17 protein-coding genes are annotated in these 17,303 nt (G+C 68.4%); 4 read left to right on the plus strand and 13 right to left on the minus strand.

The genetic code is table 11. The features are described 5' to 3' along the window. Positions 1 to 117 precede the first annotated feature (117 nt). The 7 genes from LJ760_RS01535 to LJ760_RS01565 all read right to left on the minus strand — a co-directional run bounded on the left by LJ760_RS01535 (position 118) and on the right by LJ760_RS01565 (position 6,494). Positions 118 to 1,068 carry an ABC transporter substrate-binding protein gene (locus tag LJ760_RS01535; protein ID WP_227918621.1) on the minus strand — a complete coding sequence of 317 codons (951 nt, stop codon included), beginning with the start codon at positions 1,066 to 1,068 and terminating at the stop codon, positions 118 to 120. After that, on the minus strand, positions 1,068 to 1,829 hold the full coding sequence (locus LJ760_RS01540) for an ABC transporter permease (protein WP_227918564.1): 762 nt from the start codon (positions 1,827 to 1,829) through the stop codon (positions 1,068 to 1,070). The genes LJ760_RS01535 and LJ760_RS01540 overlap by 1 nt, the downstream gene beginning before the upstream one ends. A gap of 2 nt (positions 1,830 to 1,831) precedes the next feature. After that, complete coding sequence (locus LJ760_RS01545) at positions 1,832 to 2,590, minus strand: ABC transporter permease (RefSeq protein WP_227918565.1); 759 nt, start codon at positions 2,588 to 2,590, stop codon at positions 1,832 to 1,834. A gap of 1 nt (position 2,591) precedes the next feature. Beyond that, positions 2,592 to 3,692 carry an ABC transporter ATP-binding protein gene (locus LJ760_RS01550; protein ID WP_227918622.1) on the minus strand — a complete coding sequence of 367 codons (1,101 nt, stop codon included), beginning with the start codon at positions 3,690 to 3,692 and terminating at the stop codon, positions 2,592 to 2,594. Between the two features lie 170 nt (positions 3,693 to 3,862). Beyond that, positions 3,863 to 4,300 carry an NUDIX hydrolase gene (locus LJ760_RS01555; RefSeq protein ID WP_227918566.1) on the minus strand — a complete coding sequence of 146 codons (438 nt, stop codon included), beginning with the start codon at positions 4,298 to 4,300 and terminating at the stop codon, positions 3,863 to 3,865. Next, on the minus strand, positions 4,290 to 5,210 hold the full coding sequence (locus LJ760_RS01560; RefSeq protein ID WP_227918574.1) for an N-acetylglucosamine kinase: 921 nt from the start codon (positions 5,208 to 5,210) through the stop codon (positions 4,290 to 4,292). The genes LJ760_RS01555 and LJ760_RS01560 overlap by 11 nt, the downstream gene beginning before the upstream one ends. Positions 5,211 to 5,246: 36 nt before the next feature. Further along, positions 5,247 to 6,494: an MFS transporter gene (locus tag LJ760_RS01565; RefSeq protein ID WP_227918577.1), complete on the minus strand. Its 1,248-nt coding sequence runs from the start codon at positions 6,492 to 6,494 to the stop codon at positions 5,247 to 5,249. Between the two features lie 133 nt (positions 6,495 to 6,627). On the opposite strand from LJ760_RS01565, the gene LJ760_RS01570 reads away from it, so the two are divergent. Then, positions 6,628 to 7,104 (plus strand): Lrp/AsnC family transcriptional regulator, encoded by a 477-nt coding sequence (locus LJ760_RS01570; protein ID WP_227918579.1) that lies wholly within the window; start codon positions 6,628 to 6,630, stop codon positions 7,102 to 7,104. A gap of 18 nt (positions 7,105 to 7,122) precedes the next feature. Here the strand turns inward: LJ760_RS01570 and LJ760_RS01575 are convergent, their stop codons facing one another. The 4 genes from LJ760_RS01575 to galU form a co-directional block, all read right to left on the minus strand. Continuing rightward, the gene (locus LJ760_RS01575; protein WP_227918582.1) at positions 7,123 to 8,364 is read right to left on the minus strand and encodes a phosphotransferase family protein; all 1,242 of its coding nucleotides are present in this window, start codon (positions 8,362 to 8,364) and stop codon (positions 7,123 to 7,125) included. A gap of 30 nt (positions 8,365 to 8,394) precedes the next feature. Further along, positions 8,395 to 9,465 (minus strand): hypothetical protein, encoded by a 1,071-nt coding sequence (locus LJ760_RS01580; protein WP_227918584.1) that lies wholly within the window; start codon positions 9,463 to 9,465, stop codon positions 8,395 to 8,397. Positions 9,466 to 9,546: 81 nt separating this feature from the next. Then, positions 9,547 to 10,161 carry a GNAT family N-acetyltransferase gene (locus LJ760_RS01585; RefSeq protein ID WP_227918586.1) on the minus strand — a complete coding sequence of 205 codons (615 nt, stop codon included), beginning with the start codon at positions 10,159 to 10,161 and terminating at the stop codon, positions 9,547 to 9,549. A gap of 6 nt (positions 10,162 to 10,167) precedes the next feature. After that, positions 10,168 to 11,073: a UTP--glucose-1-phosphate uridylyltransferase GalU gene (gene galU, locus LJ760_RS01590; protein ID WP_227918590.1), complete on the minus strand. Its 906-nt coding sequence runs from the start codon at positions 11,071 to 11,073 to the stop codon at positions 10,168 to 10,170. A gap of 67 nt (positions 11,074 to 11,140) precedes the next feature. Here galU and LJ760_RS01595 point away from each other — a divergent pair, with 67 nt between their 5' ends. The 3 genes from LJ760_RS01595 (at position 11,141) to LJ760_RS01605 (ending at position 13,057) form a co-directional block, all read left to right on the plus strand. Further along, positions 11,141 to 11,758: a 5-formyltetrahydrofolate cyclo-ligase gene (locus LJ760_RS01595; RefSeq protein WP_227918592.1), complete on the plus strand. Its 618-nt coding sequence runs from the start codon at positions 11,141 to 11,143 to the stop codon at positions 11,756 to 11,758. 54 nt (positions 11,759 to 11,812) lie between these two features. Next, complete coding sequence (locus tag LJ760_RS01600) at positions 11,813 to 12,112, plus strand: FmdB family zinc ribbon protein (RefSeq protein ID WP_227918599.1); 300 nt, start codon at positions 11,813 to 11,815, stop codon at positions 12,110 to 12,112. Between the two features lie 201 nt (positions 12,113 to 12,313). Continuing rightward, positions 12,314 to 13,057: an SAF domain-containing protein gene (locus LJ760_RS01605; protein ID WP_227918601.1), complete on the plus strand. Its 744-nt coding sequence runs from the start codon at positions 12,314 to 12,316 to the stop codon at positions 13,055 to 13,057. Positions 13,058 to 13,078: 21 nt separating this feature from the next. On the opposite strand, the gene LJ760_RS17465 is transcribed toward LJ760_RS01605, so the two are convergent. Together LJ760_RS17465 and LJ760_RS01610 are read right to left on the minus strand one after the other, a co-directional pair. Further along, positions 13,079 to 13,381 carry a hypothetical protein gene (locus tag LJ760_RS17465; RefSeq protein ID WP_331460696.1) on the minus strand — a complete coding sequence of 101 codons (303 nt, stop codon included), beginning with the start codon at positions 13,379 to 13,381 and terminating at the stop codon, positions 13,079 to 13,081. 3 nt (positions 13,382 to 13,384) lie between these two features. Next, a complete protein-coding gene (locus LJ760_RS01610; protein WP_331460697.1) occupies positions 13,385 to 17,230 on the minus strand; it encodes a DUF4011 domain-containing protein in 3,846 nt (1,281 codons plus the stop codon). Positions 17,231 to 17,303 lie beyond the last annotated feature (73 nt).

The raw sequence follows: 17,303 nt of genomic DNA on the forward strand, positions 1-17,303 counted from the left end.
GAGTTTATGCGACTGCTTGAATTCTGCAATTTCTTTAGGATGCCACAGGCGGCGTTCCGGGCAGGGTATGTGTCACTGCCCGGAACGCCGCCCGTGTAACGCGGACGCGGCCGCAGGTCAGGCCAGGCCCTTTTCCTCCAGCCAGTCCTGGGCGGCATCGGCCGGGTCGAGTTTCTGGTCACCGCTGACCGCCTGGTTCAGGGCAATCAGGTCCTCAGTGGTCAGCTGCGCGGACACCTCATTCAGCACGTCCCGGGCCTCGTCACTCACGCGGTCGTCGGCGATCAGCGGGATAACCTGCTGGGCCGGCCAGTTCTGCTTCGGGTCTTCCAGGACCACCAGTCCGTTTTCCTCGATGGCGGGAGTGGTGGTGTAGATATCGGCCACCTGGACGTCGTCGTTCAGCAGGGCATCAACGGTCAAGGGACCGCCGCTGTCACCGATAGCGGTGAATTCCTTGAACTCGCAGCCGTACTTCTCCTTCAGCCCGGCCAGGCCCTGGGTGCGCTCCGCGAACTCGGCAGGTGCACCGAGGGTCAGTTCACCGCAGACCTTTGCCAGGTCCTCAATGGACTCCAGCTGGTACTTCTCGGCGGTGGCCGCGGTGACCACCATGGCGTCCTTGTCCTCGGCGTCCGAAGGCTCCAGGACCACCAGGTTCTCCGGCAGCTTCTCCTCGAGGGAATCCACGATCTCGCCGGCGTCCACCAGGTCCGTTTCCGGGTCGGTGTGGACCAGCAGGGCTCCGGTGTACTCGGGAATCAGGTCGATCGAGCCGTCTTCCAGGGCCGGGATGTAGACCTCGCGGGATCCGATGCCGAGGCGGGTCTCCGCCTCGATGCCGGCCGCGTTGAGGGCGCCGGCATAGATCTCGGCAATGGTGCTGCTCTCCGGGAAGTCTGCCGAGCCCACCACCAGCGCCTGCTCGGTGCTGCTGCCGGAAGCTTCCGCCGTGGTTTCGTTCTCCAGCGGATCCCCTCCTCCGCTGCAGCCGGCCAGGGCCAGGGCCATTCCGCCGGCCAGGACGGCCAGCGCCTTCCGCCGTGCATTGGGGCGCGGGTGCTGCATCATTGTTTTCCTCCTTGTGCGCCGACGGCGGGTACTCCGCTGCCGGTCGGTTTACCGGCCGCTTCGAGGCGGCCGAGTCCTGACGGGATCAGAAAGCGTGATCCCAACGCAATCACAGCGTCCACGGCGAGCGCCAGCAGGGCGATAATGACCGCTCCGCCGAAGACCCGTCCGTAGTCCCCCAGTGCCAGGCCGTCGATCAGGTAGCGGCCCAGCCCGCCCAGGTTGATCGTGGCCACCACGGCGGCCGTCGCCACCACCTGGAGGGTGGCACCGCGCAGTCCGCCCAGGATCACCCGCATCCCGTTGGGGACCTCCACCCGGAACAGCACCTGCAGCTCGTTCATGCCCAGGCTGCGGGCGGCGTCGACGACGGTTCGGTCCACCGAGGCAACTCCGGCGTAGGTGCCGGCCAGCAGGGGCGGGACGGCAAGGAGGACCAGGGACCAGATGGGCGGCATCAGGCCCAGCCCGGCCAGCAGGACGAACAGGGTGAGCATGCCCAGGGTGGGCAGTGCGCGCAGCAGCCCGGAGACTGCCACAACCGCCACCTGCCCGCGGCCGGTGTGCCCGATGAGCAGGCCCAGCGGCACCGCGATGAGCGCGGCGATCAGCAGGGCGAGCCCGGTGTACTGCAGGTGTTCCAGGGTCCGCACCGGGATACCCGCCGGGCCGGTCCAGTTGGCCGGATCCGTCAGCCATTCGAGGCCCTGCCCGAGGGGGTTGGTGCTGGTGTAGTCGGTGCGCGGAATGCCAACCATGCCTACGCCCCCTTCAATGCGACGTCGGGCGCGGCCGCCGCCGGCACCGGCCGGACGGTGGGTGCCGGGCCCCCGCCGTCCGTGCCGCTGTTGCGGTTGGCGCGGCGTCGCCCGGCCCGGCCGGGTACGCCGGCGCGGGTCCAGGGCGTGAGCAGTCGCAGCGCCAGGACCAGGAGCAGGTCCATCAGGAAGGCCAGGACGAGGGTGGCGATGATCCCCACCACGATCTCGGTGAGGAAAAAGCGGCGCAGGCCGTCGGTGAAGAAGAACCCGAGGTTTTCGACGCCGATCAGGGCACCCACGCTGACCATGGAGATGTTGCTGACCGAAACCACGCGCAGCCCGGCGATGAGTACCGGTACGGACAGCGGCAGGTCGACCGTGAGGAACCGGCGCAGCGGCCGGTAGCCCATGGCCACCGCAGCCTGGCGGACGCCGTCGTCAACGGAGTCGAACGCGTCGATGCCCACCCGCAGCATCAGGGCCACGGTATAGATGGTCAGCGCCACGATGATGTTGGCGATATCCAGGATGCGGGTGCCCAGGATAGCCGGCAGCGTGACGAACAGGGCCAGCGACGGAATGGTATACAGCAGCGAGCCCGTGGACAGGACGAAGCCCCGGATCTTCCGCCGCCCCCGCACCAGCTGTGCGAGGGGAAGGGCTATCAGGACGCCGATGACCAGGGGCAGTATCGACTGGTAGAGGTGCAGCCCGCCGAGCCGAAAGACGTCATCGGTGTGGGCCAGGAACCATTCCATGTCAGCTCCCGGTCCGTTGCAGGCGGGCGGCCTCGATCAGGGCCAGGATTTCCGTTGCCTGTACGACGCCGGTTACGCGCCCGTCCGCGTCCACGGCCACGCCCAGCCCGGACGGGGAGGACAGGGCAGCGTCCAGTGCCCGGCGCAGGCTTGTGCCCGCCGGGTAGAGGGAGCCGCCCGGCACCAGGTCCGCGGTAGTGGTGACCGCGTCGCGGCGTCCCGGCGGCACCCAGCCCAGCGGCGCGCTGTCGGCATCGACGCACAACGCCCAGCCGCCGTCGACCGTTGCGCTCCGGTCCGCCAACCGGTCAGCCGCAATCACCTGCACCGGGTGGAGGGGCACGGCGTCTCCGTCCTGGAAGGACAGGTGCCGGAAGCCGCGGTCCCTCCCCACGAACCCCGCCACGAAGTCATCGACCGGTGCCCGGAGGATCTCCTCGGGGGCTGCGTACTGGGCGAGCCGGCCGCCGGTGGCGAAGACGGCCACCTTGTCCCCCAGGATGGTGGCTTCGTCAATGTCGTGGGTGACAAACACGATGGTCTTGGACAGTTCCTGCTGCAGCCGCAGCAGCTCATCCTGCAGCTCGGCCCGGACCACCGGGTCCACGGCACTGAAGGGTTCATCCATCAACAGCACCGGCGGATCCGCAGCCAGGGCACGGGCAACCCCCACACGCTGCTGCTGGCCGCCGGAAAGCTGGGCGGGATACCGGCTGCCGAGGCTGGACGCCAGCCCGACGACGTCGAGCAGTTCCGCGGCACGGCGGCGGGCATCCCGCCGCGGAGAGCCGTTGAGCCGCGGCACCGTGGCGACGTTGTCCAGCACGGTCCGGTGCGGCAGCAGGCCGGAGGACTGCATGACGTACCCCATGGAACGCCGCAGCTGCGCGGCCTTGACGGTGGCGATGTCCTGGCCGTCGACTTCGATGGTGCCCGACGTCGGCTCCACCATCCGGTTGATCATGCGCAGGGAGGTGGTTTTCCCGCATCCGGACGGGCCGACGAAGACCGTGATGGAACCGCGCTCAATGTCCAGGTCCAGGTTCCGGACCGCCGGCGCAGCATCACCGTAGGTCTTGGTCACCGCACGGAACCGGATCATCGGCTGTCCGGCAGCGATGGATCGCGTGCCGGGTTCGGGTCCTTGGCCGGTAGCGGGTTCTCGCGGCTCAGTCATGGTGCATGCCTTCCGTGGGGATTCCGGTGTGCAGGGGCAGCTCGCGACGTGCCGTGAAGCATCACGGTATTTCACACGTGCGGGGTAGTCCAGCGTCAAAGAGGTCCGGTGTCCAGCAGGCGCAGTCCCGCGTCCACCAATTCGGTCCGGTCCAGGGCCGGGACCTCGGCCATCGGTATCCAGGCGGCCTGGTCCGTGCTGCCGCTTTGTTCGTGGCGCAGGGAGCCGCCGGTGAGCGTGGCCCGGTAAATGATCCGCAGGGCGTGCAGCATGCGCGGTTCGCCGCGCATGCGCTTTTCCGCAGGAATGAAGATGCTGTCTACGCCCAGCAGCCCTTCGAGCTGCGCGTCGTAGCCGGTTTCCTCCCGGACCTCCCGTACGGCCGCGGCCGGGGCGTCCTCGCCCAGTTCCAATCCGCCGCCCGGAAGGGTCCAGCGCTGGTTGCCGTGCTGGTTCCAGTGCGCCAGGAGCAGCTTCCCGTCTCGGACGATCACCGCGTACGCCCCGACGCGGACGTCAAAGTCAGCGGACATTGCCGGCGCCCAGCAGGTAAGCCACCCCGAAGACGGGATCGGTGGCGAGGAAGCGGATGTCCGTCAGCCCCGCTGCGGACAGTCGGCTGCGCAGCAGTTCCTGCAGCAGCCGCTGGTGCATGCCCAGCCCGCCGCCGATCACTACGGGGCCGCCGATGCGCAGCAGGCCGGCCACGTCGAGGATGAGCCCGGCCAGATGTTCCGCGGACTCGTTGACGATGTCGCTGGCCGGCTGGTTTCCTTCCAGCGCTGCTTGGAAAACCAGTCCCGCCTTCCCGGCCCAGTAGCGGCGGTCGGTGGCGCCGTGGAACAGGCCGATCAACGCGTCGGGGTCCTCGACGCCGCATGCCTTCAGCAGGGCAAGGCTGAGGGAATCCGGCGCGAGTTCCAGGTTGCTGCGGCGGAGCGTGTGGCGGGCGGCTTCGCGGCCGATCCAGTAGCCGCTGCCCTCGTCGCCGAGGAGATAGCCCCAGCCTCCCGAGCGGGCCTGCCGCCCGGAGCCGTTGATGCCCCAGGCCACGGAGCCGGTGCCGGCAATGACGGCAATGCCCTCCGATGCTTGCCCTGCCGCAAGGATCAGCCGCGTGTCATGGATGACTTCCACGACGGCGCCGGGGACGTGCTCGGCGATGAGTGCGCGCAGGGCGGCTTCATCCTGTGCCGTGTCCACTCCCCCGGACCCGGCAATGACCCGGCCGACGCCGTCGGTCCCCAGGGCGGCGAAAACTTCCGCAAGGCACTCCCGCGCCGTCTGCACCGGGACGTTCTGCACGTTGGCGCTGCCGGCAACGGTCTCGGCGTTGACGATGCCGCCGTGCAGGCGGATGCCGTGGGTCTTGGTACCGCCGATGTCGAGGCCGATGGTGTCGGGGCCGACGTCGTTGGTGGCCGGAGAAGGGAATGCTTGCATTCGTCCACCCTACTTTCCCGCGGCCGCCGGACGAACCTAGCCGGCGGCGTTCCGGCGCCGGTTCCGCCGCAGGCTCAGGACGGCCAGGGTCAGGCAGGCGGCCGTGATCAGTCCCGAGAACCAGGCCACGGAGACGTCCAGCCCCCAGATCCCGCCCGCCACCCCGAGCCCCAGCACCGGGATGGCGCTGCCGAGGTAAGTGATGACATACACCGTGCTGATGATCCGGGCGTGTTCAGCGGCCTCAACGGCTGCGGCTACCTCGTTGAACACCACGCGGAACGCCATGCCCTGCCCGAATCCGGCCATCAGGCAGGCAACGGTCAGGAGCACCAGGCTTCCGGTGGCGCCGGCCACCGGAATCAACGCGATGCCGGTGCCCATGGCCGTGAGGCCCACGGGTGCCGTGTACCGTCCGCGGATGCCGGTGAGCTGGCTGACCGCAGACGCTCCGAGAGCAAGTGCGGCCAGCAGTCCGATGGCGGGCCGCCATGTGGTGCCCGCGATGGACGAAAAGTAGGTGGGCGCAAGGGACAGGCAGAACCCGAAGGCGGCGAAGCTGAGGAACCCGGTGGTGGAGGCAATCCAGAACTGGGTACGCGCGCGGTGGGAGACTGCGGGCTTGCGGGGGCGCAGCATGGCCAGCGGCCGGCCTTCGGCCAGGGAAATGGCCGGGCGGGCCTTCAGCATGCAGAGCGGGATCAGAAGCGCCGTCAAGACCGCCGAGTGGATCAGGAAGGGCGTCATGGTGGGTGCTGGCAGCAGGGACAGGAGCCCGCCGATGACCGGACCGGCCGCCACGCCGCCCGCCGAAACCAGCAGGGTAAAACGGGTGGCCCATTCCGGTCGATGCGGCAGCAGTTCCCGCAGCGCAGCCGAGCTGGCACCGGTGGCCAGGGCAACCGAGGCGCCTTGGAGGGCCCGTCCGAGCATCAGGGTCCCGACTCCGGTGGCGGTGCCGAAAATCAATCCGCCGGCCAGGGAAACCACGCCGGCCAGCACCAGTGCGGCGCGGCGGCCGATGTAGTCGGACCAATGGCCCACCAGCAGCAGGCCTGCAACCAGGACCAGGACGTAGGACGTGAACGCCAGCGCTACGCCGAAGTAGGACAGGCCGAGGGACTGGCCCAGCAGCGGATACAGCGGGGTCGCGAGGTTGGCGCCGATCAACAGCGTGCTCATTACGGCCAGCGTCAGGAGCAGCCGGGGCCGGATGGCCGCGTCCCACTCCTTCCGCCTGGTGCGGGCGGCGGGCTGCATGCGCAGCTCACTGAGCACTGTCACGGGGCACTTCCATCCTATTTGTAGCTAATGCCTCTATAGGATGATGTGTCACGGAGCAGGGCAGACACATTAGAGTGTTCTTTTGATCGAATCGCTCAATATCGTTACGAGCAAATGACAGGAGATGCGCTAGATGGCCAATCTGGACCCGCTGGACCGCCGGCTGCTGCTGGAACTGGTGCGGGATCCCCGGGCGCAGATCAGCGAACTGAGCGAGCGGCTCGGTGTTGCCCGCAACACCGCCCAGGCCCACGTCCGGCACCTGCTGCGGGCCGGGGTCATCCGCCGGTCCGGGCGCGACGTCGATCTGACGCAGCTGGGCTATGACGTTCAGGCATTCGTCACCATCGAAGTGAACCACCGTGAACTCGACGGCGTCATCTCCGGGCTTCGCACCCTCCCCCAGGTGCTGGAAGTGCACGAGATCTCCGGCCGCGGCGACGTGTGGTGCCGCCTGACCGCCACGGATACCCAGCAGCTGCAGCAGGCCCTGCGCTCCGTCCTTCGGATCAAGGGCGTGATCCGTACGGAAACGGTCCTGGCCCTGCACGAGCACATCCCGTACCGCACCGAACCACTGCTGGAAAAACTGGTCCCGCCGGCTCCCTGAGTCCGCCGGCCGCCGATCCTATCGATCAGCGGCACGAAGCAGTCGCTGCGCCGCTGCAAGCCGGATCCCGGCATTCTGCGTCCGGCTTCTGCCGTTCGCGGCGCGGGCACCGGACACCAGGGTCAGCACGACGCCGGCCGCCCTGGCGTTCAGCGCGGCCGGGTCCGCGGCATTCTCGAAGACCCGGCGGAAATCCGCCAGTGCCTGCCCCAGCTGCGGCCGGGATGGATTGGCTGCCGCAAGGACGGCCAGGTGCCCCAGCAGGCAGGCCAGGTCGTCAACCCGGCGGCCCGGGCCGAGACCGTCAATGTCGAGCAGCCCGGTGACCCTGCCGCCGCTGAGCAGCAGGTTTCCTTCATGGAAGTCGCCGTGGACCGGCACCAGGGGGCCGGCCGGCGCCGATTCCACCACGTCCCGGATACCACCCGCCAGGTCGAAGATGCTGTCCCGTTCCCGGGGAAGGGCGGCGGCGGCAGCTGCGGCATAATCTACGGCCCGATCGGCCCAGGACCGGCGCAGCGGCAGGTCCAGCGCACCGGACGGCAATGCCTCCAGCAGGTCCAGAAGGACTTCGGGCCGCACGGCTGCGGCGTCCTCAACCAGCAGCCGGAAGAGGGACGTGCCGGGCAGTGCGCTGAGGATGACCGCCTCGGAGACGGGCGAGGAAGCACCGGGCAGGAGACGCGGGGCGGGCACGCCGCTGCCCTCGAGGAGCCGGTGGCGCCGGCGCAGGGCAGGCAGCTGCTCCCGCGGGAGGAGCTTCAGATATGCCTCGTCGTCCAGGTGCCGGGCCCGGACCACTGCCCGGCGCAGCGGCCGGTAGGCAACGAGCGATAACCTCGCCGGTCCGCCCGCGCCAAACACGTCCCTCGCCACGGCACCGGCGTCGGTGGCCCAGGGCAGAGACCGGAGAACGGGGTCATGGGGGTGGAACCACAGGCGCAGGTCCAGTCCGGCGATCCGTGCCGGGGCGACGTCGGGACCGGCGGGTGCGGCACCCGCGGCGACGTCCCCTGTCGTGGCACCGAGGTGAAGGGTCAGGGCGGCCTCGGTTGCCGGTCCAGGCCCGGTCCGGCGGCACTGGACCCGGTACAGGGCCGAAACAGCACCTCCCGGCCGGTGGTGGCTTCTCAGGTGTTCCCAGCGCTGAAGCCTCAGCCCGCGGGACCGAAGCAGGTCCTGCAGGGGTCCCCGCATCGCGGGACCGGCCAGGACGGAGACAGCCTCCGCGGCCCGGCGGGGCCTGGACTCGACCGGCACGGCAGGCGCCGCGGCCTTGCTTGTCGGTGCCTAGGCCCGCCGGCGCTGCAGGACGTCGTCGAGGTTGATTTTGCCGGTCTCCGGGCGTGCCTGCTCGGCCTGCGCGGGGGCGGGAGCTGTGGTGGGACGCAACGGAGTCTTGGTCAGGGACCGGGGGGTTTCAGGAAGGACGATCGGTTCGGGCGCCGGACGCTCCGCCTTGGGTGCATCTACATAAATGGGCTTGGGGAGCTCTACGGGCTGCCACGGCGTGGTGCTGGGCCTGGCCGGGGGCTGGACGGCGGCTGCTGCCACCTTCAGGGCTTCGGTGCGCAGCTCCTCGGCGGTAACGCGGGCAGGGGCTCCTGCCGCGGCCGCCGGGCTTTCGTCAGGCACGGCGGCAGACTCGCGGTCAAAGAGCACGGTTTCGGGCTGCGGCTCAGTCTCCGGCGCCTGGACTGCGGGTGCCGGAAGCTCGTTGGGTTCGGCGGCTGCCCGGTTCTGCGTGCGGCGGGGCTCCGGTCCCATGGCGGCACGGAAAGCATCTTCCATCCGGCGGCGGCGGTCACGCAGGGCGATCGTGCGGAGCATCGCAACCACCGCTGCCACAGCGGCCAGGCCGGCCGCGGGAACGAGCCAGGACACGGCGGTGAAGGCTGCAAGCAGTGTCCCGACCACAACGGCAAGGACGCCAAGCAGGCCGCTGGCTGCCAGGACTGTCCGGCCGGTGCGGATCCGGAAAGCCGGTGCCTGCTGCGCCGGGCGCAGGGCTGGCTGGTCATGGCTCTGGAACTGTGTTGCCCCGCCCCCGCTGGGTGTAGTGCTGATGTTGTTCATGATGATCCCCTGGGACCCCTTGTCCGGTGAGGCGGGCGGGCGGATGGTGTTGGCGGCTGGACGGTCGGCGGCAACTGCTGCCGGTGCCGTAGACGGTGCTGCTGTCTGCGCTGCCGTTTGGGTTGCGGTCTGGGCGATTGCCTCGGCCGCGGAAGTAGCTGGACGACGGAAGAAATACGGACCTACCCACACCAGCCAGAGCGCAACGGCCAATGCCAGCACCAGTGAGCTGTTCAGTGACCCGTTCAGTGACGCGATCAATGAGCTGTTAAGAGGGAAGTCCACACTTACGACCGTAGAAGCTCCGGGCGCCCGGTACGTGCATTACGTTCGGTGTGTCGGCGTGTCTGCTGTGAAAGTTGTTGCCTATCGTGCCCGGCGGGACTTCCAGCGGTTCAACAGCCCCTCCGGCACCTCCTCCGCCGTGAGCGCAAAGCTCCGGTGGTCGGCCCATTTACCGTCGATATGGAGGTAACGCTCGCGCAGTCCCTCGTCCCGGAATCCGAGCTTTTCCACCACCCGGAGACTCGGGCCGTTTTCCGGACGGATGTTGATTTCCATCCGGTGCAGGGCCAGGGCCTGGAAACAGTGGTCGGTTGCCAGCGCCACCGCCGTGGGCACGATTCCGAGCCCTGCCCTGCCCTGGTCCACCCAGTATCCAAGGGTTGCCATGCGCGCGGACCCCCACACAATGGTGGACACGGTCAGCTGCCCCACAATTGCCGGCTGCCGCGCGGGATCCTGCCGCTCCGTAATGAGGAACGGCAGCGCAGAGTCCTGCCGTGCCTGGCGGTTGAGGCTGCGCACCATGTCACCGTAGGTCGGCGGTTCGCCGCCCGGGACGGGATTGCTGGCCTCCCACGGGCCTACCCAGCGGGCGTTCCGGGAACGGACCTCTGTCCATTCCCGCCGGTCACGGTGCCGGATCGGCCGGAGAATGACGTCGTCGCTCTCCAGCGTCACCGGCCAGGAAGCCCGCATGGGGTATTAGTCTTCGAGCGTGCTGGTGAAATCCTTCAGCCAGTCCCGAAGGGCCGGGCCGAGGTCTTCACGTTCGGAGGCCAGGGACACCACTGCCTTGAGGTAGCTCAGCTTGTCACCGGTGTCATAGCGGCGGCCGCGGAAGACCACGCCGTAGACTCCGGACCCTTCGCCGTCGGCAGCGGCCAGCGTCTGCAGCGCGTCCGTAAGCTGGATTTCCCCGCCGCGGCCGGGGCCGGTTTCTTCGAGGACTCCGAAGACCGAGGGGTGGAGTACATAGCGGCCGATCACGGCCAGGTTGGAAGGTGCGTCCTCGACGTCGGGCTTCTCGACGAGTTTGTTGACCCGGACGTAGTCCTCGCCCTCGACCACGGAGATGTCCGCACAGCCGTAGGCACTGATCTGTTCCGGATCAACCTCGATCAGGGCAATGACGGATCCGCCCGTCTTTGCCTGGACCTCGACCATCTTTCCCAGCAGCTCGTCGCGGGCATCGATCAGGTCATCGCCCAGCAGGACTGCGAAGGGCTCGTCGCCGATATGCAGCTTGGCGCGCAGCACCGCGTGGCCCAGGCCCTTGGGATCGCCCTGGCGGAGGTAGTGGATTTCGCCCAGCTCGGAGGCTGCCCGCACCATCGCAAGCTTTTCGTGGTCGCCCTTGTCTTCCAGCGTCTTCTCGATGAAGGGGACACGGTCAAAGTGATCTTCGAGGGAGCGCTTGTTCCGCCCCGTGATCATCAGGATGTCCGGCATGCCCGCGTTAACGGCTTCTTCAACCACGTACTGAATCGCCGGCTTGTCCACCACCGGGAGCATTTCCTTCGGCATCGCCTTGGTGGCAGGGAGGAAGCGGGTACCGAGACCTGCTGCGGGGATTACGGCTTTGGTTATGGAGGGGCGTGACGTCGTCATAGTCGTAAGCGTACCTAAGAGGTCTTAGATTGCACCAAATAAGCACGCTTATAGAGAGAATGGGGGTATGTGTGCTCTTGCGAAGGACCAGGCCCGAAAGGACTTCCTGCGACTGCGGCGGGAGTTGACCGCGGAGGACAGGGCCGAAGCGGTCCAGGGGCTGGCCCGCATCGGACTGCGGGGGGTCCAGCAACGGGTACCCAGGGGCGGAACCGTGGCCGGCTACCTCTCCGTGGGGAGCGAGCCGGGCATGGATGCGCTGCTCTCCGGCCTGGTTAGGGCCGGGTACCGCGTGGTGGTCCCGGTGTGCGAACCCGAATGGCAGCTGTCATGGTCCGATTGGACCCCCGGGACGGAGTTGGTGCCTGGACTGCATGGTTCCCTGCTGGAACCCTCTGGGCAACGCTACGCCGCCTCCGACCTGCCGGAGCTGGGCCTTGTCCTTGTTCCCGCACTGGCCGCCGATTCCGCGGGCGGACGGATGGGCAAGGGCGGTGGCTACTATGACCGGTTCCTGGCCAAGCTGCGGGCGGACGGCAACCCTGCGGCTGCCGTCGCAGTGGTTTTCGAGCACGAATACGTTCCTGCCGGCAGCTTCGAAACCACTCCCCTGGACGCAGCCGTGGACGCCGTGCTCACCCCCGAAGCCTGGCGGCCTGTGCCATCGGAGCACATGTATACTTAGCACTCAAGGCTTGAGAGTGCCAGCTTTGAGAGTGCCCCAAGGAGGATTACCAGAGTGCCCACGTATGCCTACGCCTGCAAGGATTGCTCCCATTCGTTCGATATCCAGCAGTCCTTCAGTGAAGACTCCCTGACGGTCTGCCCCGAGTGCGGCGGCCGGCTGCGCAAGAAGTTCAACAGCGTCGGAGTTGTCTTCAAGGGTTCCGGTTTCTACCGCACCGATTCGCGCGAGGCTGCCTCCACGGTTCCTGCTGCCCCGTCCAAGACCGAGAGCTCCGCGGCACCGGCAACAACTTCCGGCAGCGGGACGTCCACGCCTGCAGCCGCCGCAGGCTCCGGCAGCGCCCAGCCGTAAGTCCTGCCGCCGGACCTGCTTCCCCGGCGGCATAGCCTCCAAGCCCTCCGGTCCTGCACCGGCCCGCGCGGCTTGCCTGCCCGTGCATCCACTGTGCACTGCGCCTCCACACCTGCCTTTCCGGCCGGGCCGCTCCCGTGTGCGTTGAGCCTTGCGCAGGCCAGCCCCCTGCTACGGGGCGACTGCCGCTAGCGTCGTGCCATGCCTTTTCGCCGCCGCTCTGCCAAGGTGTCCCCCGGTGCTGCCGCCTACCCGGGACAGCCGTTGCTTCCCGGCGGTCCCTTCTCGGGGATGCGCCGTTTCATTGTCCGTCACCGCCACCTCCTGGCCGCCCTGGCCTGCTGCGCCGCCGCGGGGTCTGCGGTCGAAGCGCTGGTACCGGCGGCTGCGGAACGGACCGTGATTGTGCGCGCGGCCCGGGATTTGCCGGCCGGTACGGTGCTGGACTCCGGGAAGCTGGAAACTGTCCGCCTACCGGCTGAAGCCGTCCCGCCGGGTGCCCATGAACAGCCGGACGCGCTGGTGGGCAGGCGACTTGCTACCCCCCTGTTGCGCGGCAGCCCCGTCACGGACATTTCCCTGGCCGGTGCCGGACTTTTGGCTGGTGCCCCGCCCGGTTCCGTGGCCGTGCCGCTGCGCCCGGCGGACCCGTCCGTGCTCGATCTGCTGGGCCCTGGGCAACTCGTCAACGTTGTTGCGGGTGCTGAAGCAGCGTGGGTGGGCGCCGAGTCGGGGCCATATGCGGGGGACGGGAGCAGCGCGGTGGTGCTGGCGTCCTCGGTGCCGGTGCTGTGGGTGTCCGGCGGCGAGCCCGCGGGCGGCGGCTGGCCGGGCAACGGCGGCGGAGACGGCCTGGTGGTGGTGGCCGCGGATCGGGAGAACGCTGCCCGCCTCACGGCGGCTTCGGGGAACGAAGGGATCTATCTTGTCCTGACGGACGGCTAGCGGCGGCAAGGCGGGAGGCGGTTACCCCCAGTGCGGAGGCCGCTGCTCCCGGAGCCAGGATTCGCTGTCTTCCGTGCTGTCGCCCCAGGCCCGGGGATCATCTTCCTTGGCGACGACGGGCAACAACCCGGCCGGCCCGCCGGGTCCGGGCGAAACCGCACGGCGGTTTCCGCGCCTGCGGGTGCCGGTGCTGCCGCTGCTGTTGGTGCTGGTGTTGGTGCTGCCGTCCGTGGACGGGCGTTCGCCCGCCGCGGCCGTGTTGCCGGTCCCCGAGGCCGCGGCGGTCTCCTTCGCCGCGGCCTTCCCTGTGGGTTCCTTAGTCATCGCTCATTCTCCTGCTGCGTTGTCCGGGACGGATCCCGACCTCCGTTCACGCATCCGGCTGCTTCCGTGCGGAGTCACCGTTATCCGGGCTTCCGGGCGGGCAGCTTCATCCGTGCCGGTCTCGGCAGTAGCCGTGCTGCGGGGCACGGGCTGCTGCCCGACAGGAGGATCCGGCAGCTCGAGGTAGCGGCTCACCAGGTCGGCGCAGGCGGACGGGTCGCTGAAGACCTCGATGGTCCACAGCGGCATATACCGCCAGCCGCGCCGCTCAAGCAGCTGCGGCCGGAGCCGGCTGCGTTCACGCACGGACATGGCCCGGTAGCGTTCGGTGCCGTCGGACTCGATGGCCAGCGGTGCCGGCGTGCCGGTCGGACCGGCCGAATGGGGAGCCGCAGCGACAATGTCGATGGCGCCGTCGTAGTGGTCCCAGACCTTGGCACCGCGTTCCCGCAGGCGGCCGACCAGATCCGCGACCAGCGGATCCTCCTCCATGATGCCTCCGGCAGCAGGGATTTCCTCCCTGGCGGTTTCCGGATCGAGCTCCCGCTTGATGAGCTCGTAGAAGTCCAGGGCGCCGTAGCCCAGCCGCGTGCGGTCCAGGTCTGCCGGCTGGAAGCAGGTCAGCACATGCTGCTTGTAACGTGCCCGGGTCATGGCCGTGACGAATTTCTTGCGTCCGTCAGGTGCCGACAACGGGCCGAAGTTGTGCAGGGCACGCCCGTGCGGGGTACGCCCGAAGCCCAGCGAGAAGATCACGCAGTCCCGGACCATGCCCACGGCGCGGTCCACCGGCACTACCCGGAACGACTCGGACTTCGCCGTGAAGAAGTCCGCGGCCCAGGGGAAGTTGGCCATCTGGACACGGATTGCCTCGGCCACCCGCACGGCGTGGCGCGGGCTGGCGGTGATGACGCCGAGGGACTGGTGCGGGCGGCGGCGGATGTGTTCGAAGACCAGGTCAACCACGCGGTTGACCTCAGCTGCGACACTTTCCACGCCCTCATGGTCAGCGCTGGGCATGCCGGTGCCGTCCGGCAGGTATTCCACGGAGAGTGCGCGGTGGCCGGTGGTGACCTCGTCTGCACTCGGAACCATGGAAAGGCGTCCGCCGTAGAAGGACTCGCTGAGCTGGCGCAGCAGTGCCTTGTCGGTGCCGCGGTAAACGGTGGACAGGCAGCGTGTGGGGAGAACGCGTTCCAGCGCCTCGAAGGCGCTGAGCAGCTCAACATGCTGCGGTGCCGCACCGGCCGGCTCAACACCGATGGTGAACGGCCGCGGCCCGCCCAGGCAGCTGTCGCCGAAGGCGATAACCTGCGAAGCGCGTGCCAGTGCCGGAACTGCAGACTGCAGGCTGGTGGACTCGGCATCGAGGAGGACCACGGTGTCGAAGCGGCGGTGTTCGGGCAGTACCATCGGCAGCACCAAGGGGCTCGCAGCCCACACCGGAAGCAGCGAGGACACGAGTTCCTCGGACTGCAGGCTCAGGCTGTCCAGGGACAACTCGCCGTCCTTGAGCAGCTCGCGCAGGTCTTCGGCAGCACCCTTCGCAGCCTGGACGCCCGAGCGCCAGCGCGACGCAAGGCTCCAACGCAGCCGGGCTGCGCCCGAGGCAATGTGGGCGTTGTCCGCCAGCCGGTACTCCGCTTCGAGGCGGCGCAGGCTGTTGCCGTCGGACATGGCAAGGTAATCGTCGCCGCTGATCATGGCTTCAAGGGCTGACTGCCACCATGCCAGTTCCAGCTCGTAACCCACGTGGCGGGGCTGGACCTCGCGTGCGCTCAGGTCATCCAGCAGTTCGCCCAGGCCCTGGGCACGCATCTCGTCGAGCAGCAGGGTCCGTTCGGGCAGCGTTTCCAGGGTTTCCCGGTCCCCCGCGAGCTGGCTGAGCTGCTTCTCGAGTTCATCGAGCGGCAGGGAGGCCAGGTCCGGGTGGAGCGGCGTCTCCGCCAGGATGCCGGTCAAGGTATCCAGCTGGCGCTTGACCAGCAGGTAGGAACGGTTGATCTCGGCCAGGCCGGTAGGCACCGAGGGGTGGCGCTGCGTGGTGGCGTAGCGGGTCCAGACGGCGCGCTGCTGCTGCACCTCGGCCAGGGAGGCGTGCAGGTCGGAAATATGCACACCGGGCCGGACGTATTCCTTGGCCACGCGCCGCAGGCGGGAGCGGGTCATGGAGCTCATATCGATGCCGCGTTCCCGCCGCCAGGACGAAGACGCGGTTGCCGAGATCAGGTCTGTCACCGGGCGGTCGAAAATGTCCGGGGTGAACTTGTCCAGGCTTTCTCGCACGGCAACCAGCAATTCCAGCTGTTCGCCCCACTGGGCAAATGTTTCGCCGAGGCGGATTTCGGAATGCTCGGCCACGTCCTGGACCTTGGCGCGCAGTGCAGGCAGGTCCGCTGCAAGGGTCTGGGTCAGCGCGTACGCTTCTTCCGTTTCCTTGCGGTTGAGCAGCTTGGCTCCGTACCACGGGCTAGTGGTTGCTGCCCGGCTGAAGCTGCCGAGTTCGGCGGCCCGGCGCAGGCGGCCGGAGAGTTCGGTGCGGTCGGTGATGCTGTCCAGGACGCTCCGCTTGAGCCGGACGGTGGTGGCCGGCGCCGGGTTCATGGAGGTCAGCTCGGCCAGGGACTGCATGGCCTGGTAGGGCGAGCATCCCCAGCGGCGGCGGACGTTGTGCAGCGACTTCACGTGGTCGCGGAGCTGGTGGCGGTTTTCGAGCAGGACCTTGTGCAGGCTGTCCAGTTCCGGGGCCTGCGCCTTTTCGTTGCGCACGATGGCCCGGACCAGCTGGTCCTTCAACTGCTGCTGGGTGAGGCCGGCGTTGGCCTGCAGGACCAGGGAGCCAAGCTGCATCGCGTCCAGCTCGGAGACGAACTGGTTCAGGGTGCTGCGCCGTTCGGCCACTACCAGGACGGATTTGCCGGCATTGGCCAGCGCCGCCACGGCGTTGAGCGCGGTCTGGGTCTGGCCTGTACCGGCCGGCGCGGAGACTACCAGCGACTGGCCTGCGTTGATCAGGTCCAGGACTTCCTGCTGCTGGCGGTCGGCGTCGAGGATGAGCAGCTCATCGGCGGGATCCCGCTCGTCCAGTGCCGGCAGGTCCAGCGGTTCGGGGATGGCCGGACCGGTGGAGCCGTCCCGGGCGGCGTCGATCAGTGCGCGGAGGATCGGATGGGCCGGGTCCAGCGCCGGATCCTCGCTGAGGTCGGACAGGTCGGCGAAGGTGGAAACCAGCAGGCGGTGTTCAATGTTGATTCCGCGGACGCTGCCGGTGACGGCACGGAGCTTTTCCAGCACGGGGTGGGGATCAAAGCGGGCGGTGCCGTAGGCGAGGCGGGTGAGCGCGTCGACGTCGATGTCCAGACCCTGCTCATGCTGCAGGTGGCGGACCAGGGCGGGGTTCAGCGCCGCCTTTTCGGTCAGCTGCAGCTCGTAGTCATCCTGTGAGGCGTGAACCGTCAGCGCAACGGGCGTGAGCAGCACGGGGGCCGTCAGGGACTCGGGACGCAGTGCTTCATCCGAGGCGTAGCGCCAGGACGCGGTTCCCGCGGCCATGTAGCCGACGTCGATGCCGCGGTCGGTGCCCAGCTCGTAGATCTTCGCGCGCAGCAGGCGGCCCGCCTTCATGGCGGCACCGTACTGGTCCGGGTCCCGCAGCAGGGTCGACAGGCGGGTCCGCCGGCCGGCGAGCAACTGGGCCAGGCCGGAGGGATGCGCGTGAGTCAGGTCGATGCTGTTGGCGGCGGACGGCGTGAAATGGAGCAGTGTGTCCGTTCCGGCGTGCTGTCCCAATTGTCCCAGCCACGGCAGCAGGAAGTCCGAGGGATTCTCCCCGGTATTCTGCTCAGACACTAGTGCCCTCTTTTCTGCACTTCCGCGCGTTCTCGACCAAATTGGCATACCTTCAAAACTATCGCGTCGGGGC

The sequence above is a fragment of the Arthrobacter sp. zg-Y895 genome (assembly GCF_020731025.1).
Classification (GTDB): domain Bacteria; phylum Actinomycetota; class Actinomycetes; order Actinomycetales; family Micrococcaceae; genus Arthrobacter_B.

What these genes read in the sequence shown, in the direction of transcription:
- LJ760_RS01605 (WP_227918601.1), top strand. Translation starts at nt 12,314, where the DNA reads ATGCCTTTTCGCCGCCGCTCTGCCAAGGTGTCCCCCGGTGCTGCCGCC.
- LJ760_RS01540 (WP_227918564.1), bottom strand. Translation starts at nt 1,829, where the DNA reads ATGGTTGGCATTCCGCGCACCGACTACACCAGCACCAACCCCCTCGGG.
- LJ760_RS01535 (WP_227918621.1), bottom strand. Translation starts at nt 1,068, where the DNA reads ATGCAGCACCCGCGCCCCAATGCACGGCGGAAGGCGCTGGCCGTCCTG.
- LJ760_RS01555 (WP_227918566.1), bottom strand. Translation starts at nt 4,300, where the DNA reads ATGTCCGCTGACTTTGACGTCCGCGTCGGGGCGTACGCGGTGATCGTC.
- LJ760_RS01585 (WP_227918586.1), bottom strand. Translation starts at nt 10,161, where the DNA reads ATGCGGGCTTCCTGGCCGGTGACGCTGGAGAGCGACGACGTCATTCTC.
- LJ760_RS17465 (WP_331460696.1), bottom strand. Translation starts at nt 13,381, where the DNA reads ATGACTAAGGAACCCACAGGGAAGGCCGCGGCGAAGGAGACCGCCGCG.
- LJ760_RS01550 (WP_227918622.1), bottom strand. Translation starts at nt 3,692, where the DNA reads ATGATCCGGTTCCGTGCGGTGACCAAGACCTACGGTGATGCTGCGCCG.
- galU (WP_227918590.1), bottom strand. Translation starts at nt 11,073, where the DNA reads ATGACGACGTCACGCCCCTCCATAACCAAAGCCGTAATCCCCGCAGCA.
- LJ760_RS01560 (WP_227918574.1), bottom strand. Translation starts at nt 5,210, where the DNA reads ATGCAAGCATTCCCTTCTCCGGCCACCAACGACGTCGGCCCCGACACC.
- LJ760_RS01595 (WP_227918592.1), top strand. Translation starts at nt 11,141, where the DNA reads ATGTGTGCTCTTGCGAAGGACCAGGCCCGAAAGGACTTCCTGCGACTG.
- LJ760_RS01545 (WP_227918565.1), bottom strand. Translation starts at nt 2,590, where the DNA reads ATGGAATGGTTCCTGGCCCACACCGATGACGTCTTTCGGCTCGGCGGG.
- LJ760_RS01570 (WP_227918579.1), top strand. Translation starts at nt 6,628, where the DNA reads ATGGCCAATCTGGACCCGCTGGACCGCCGGCTGCTGCTGGAACTGGTG.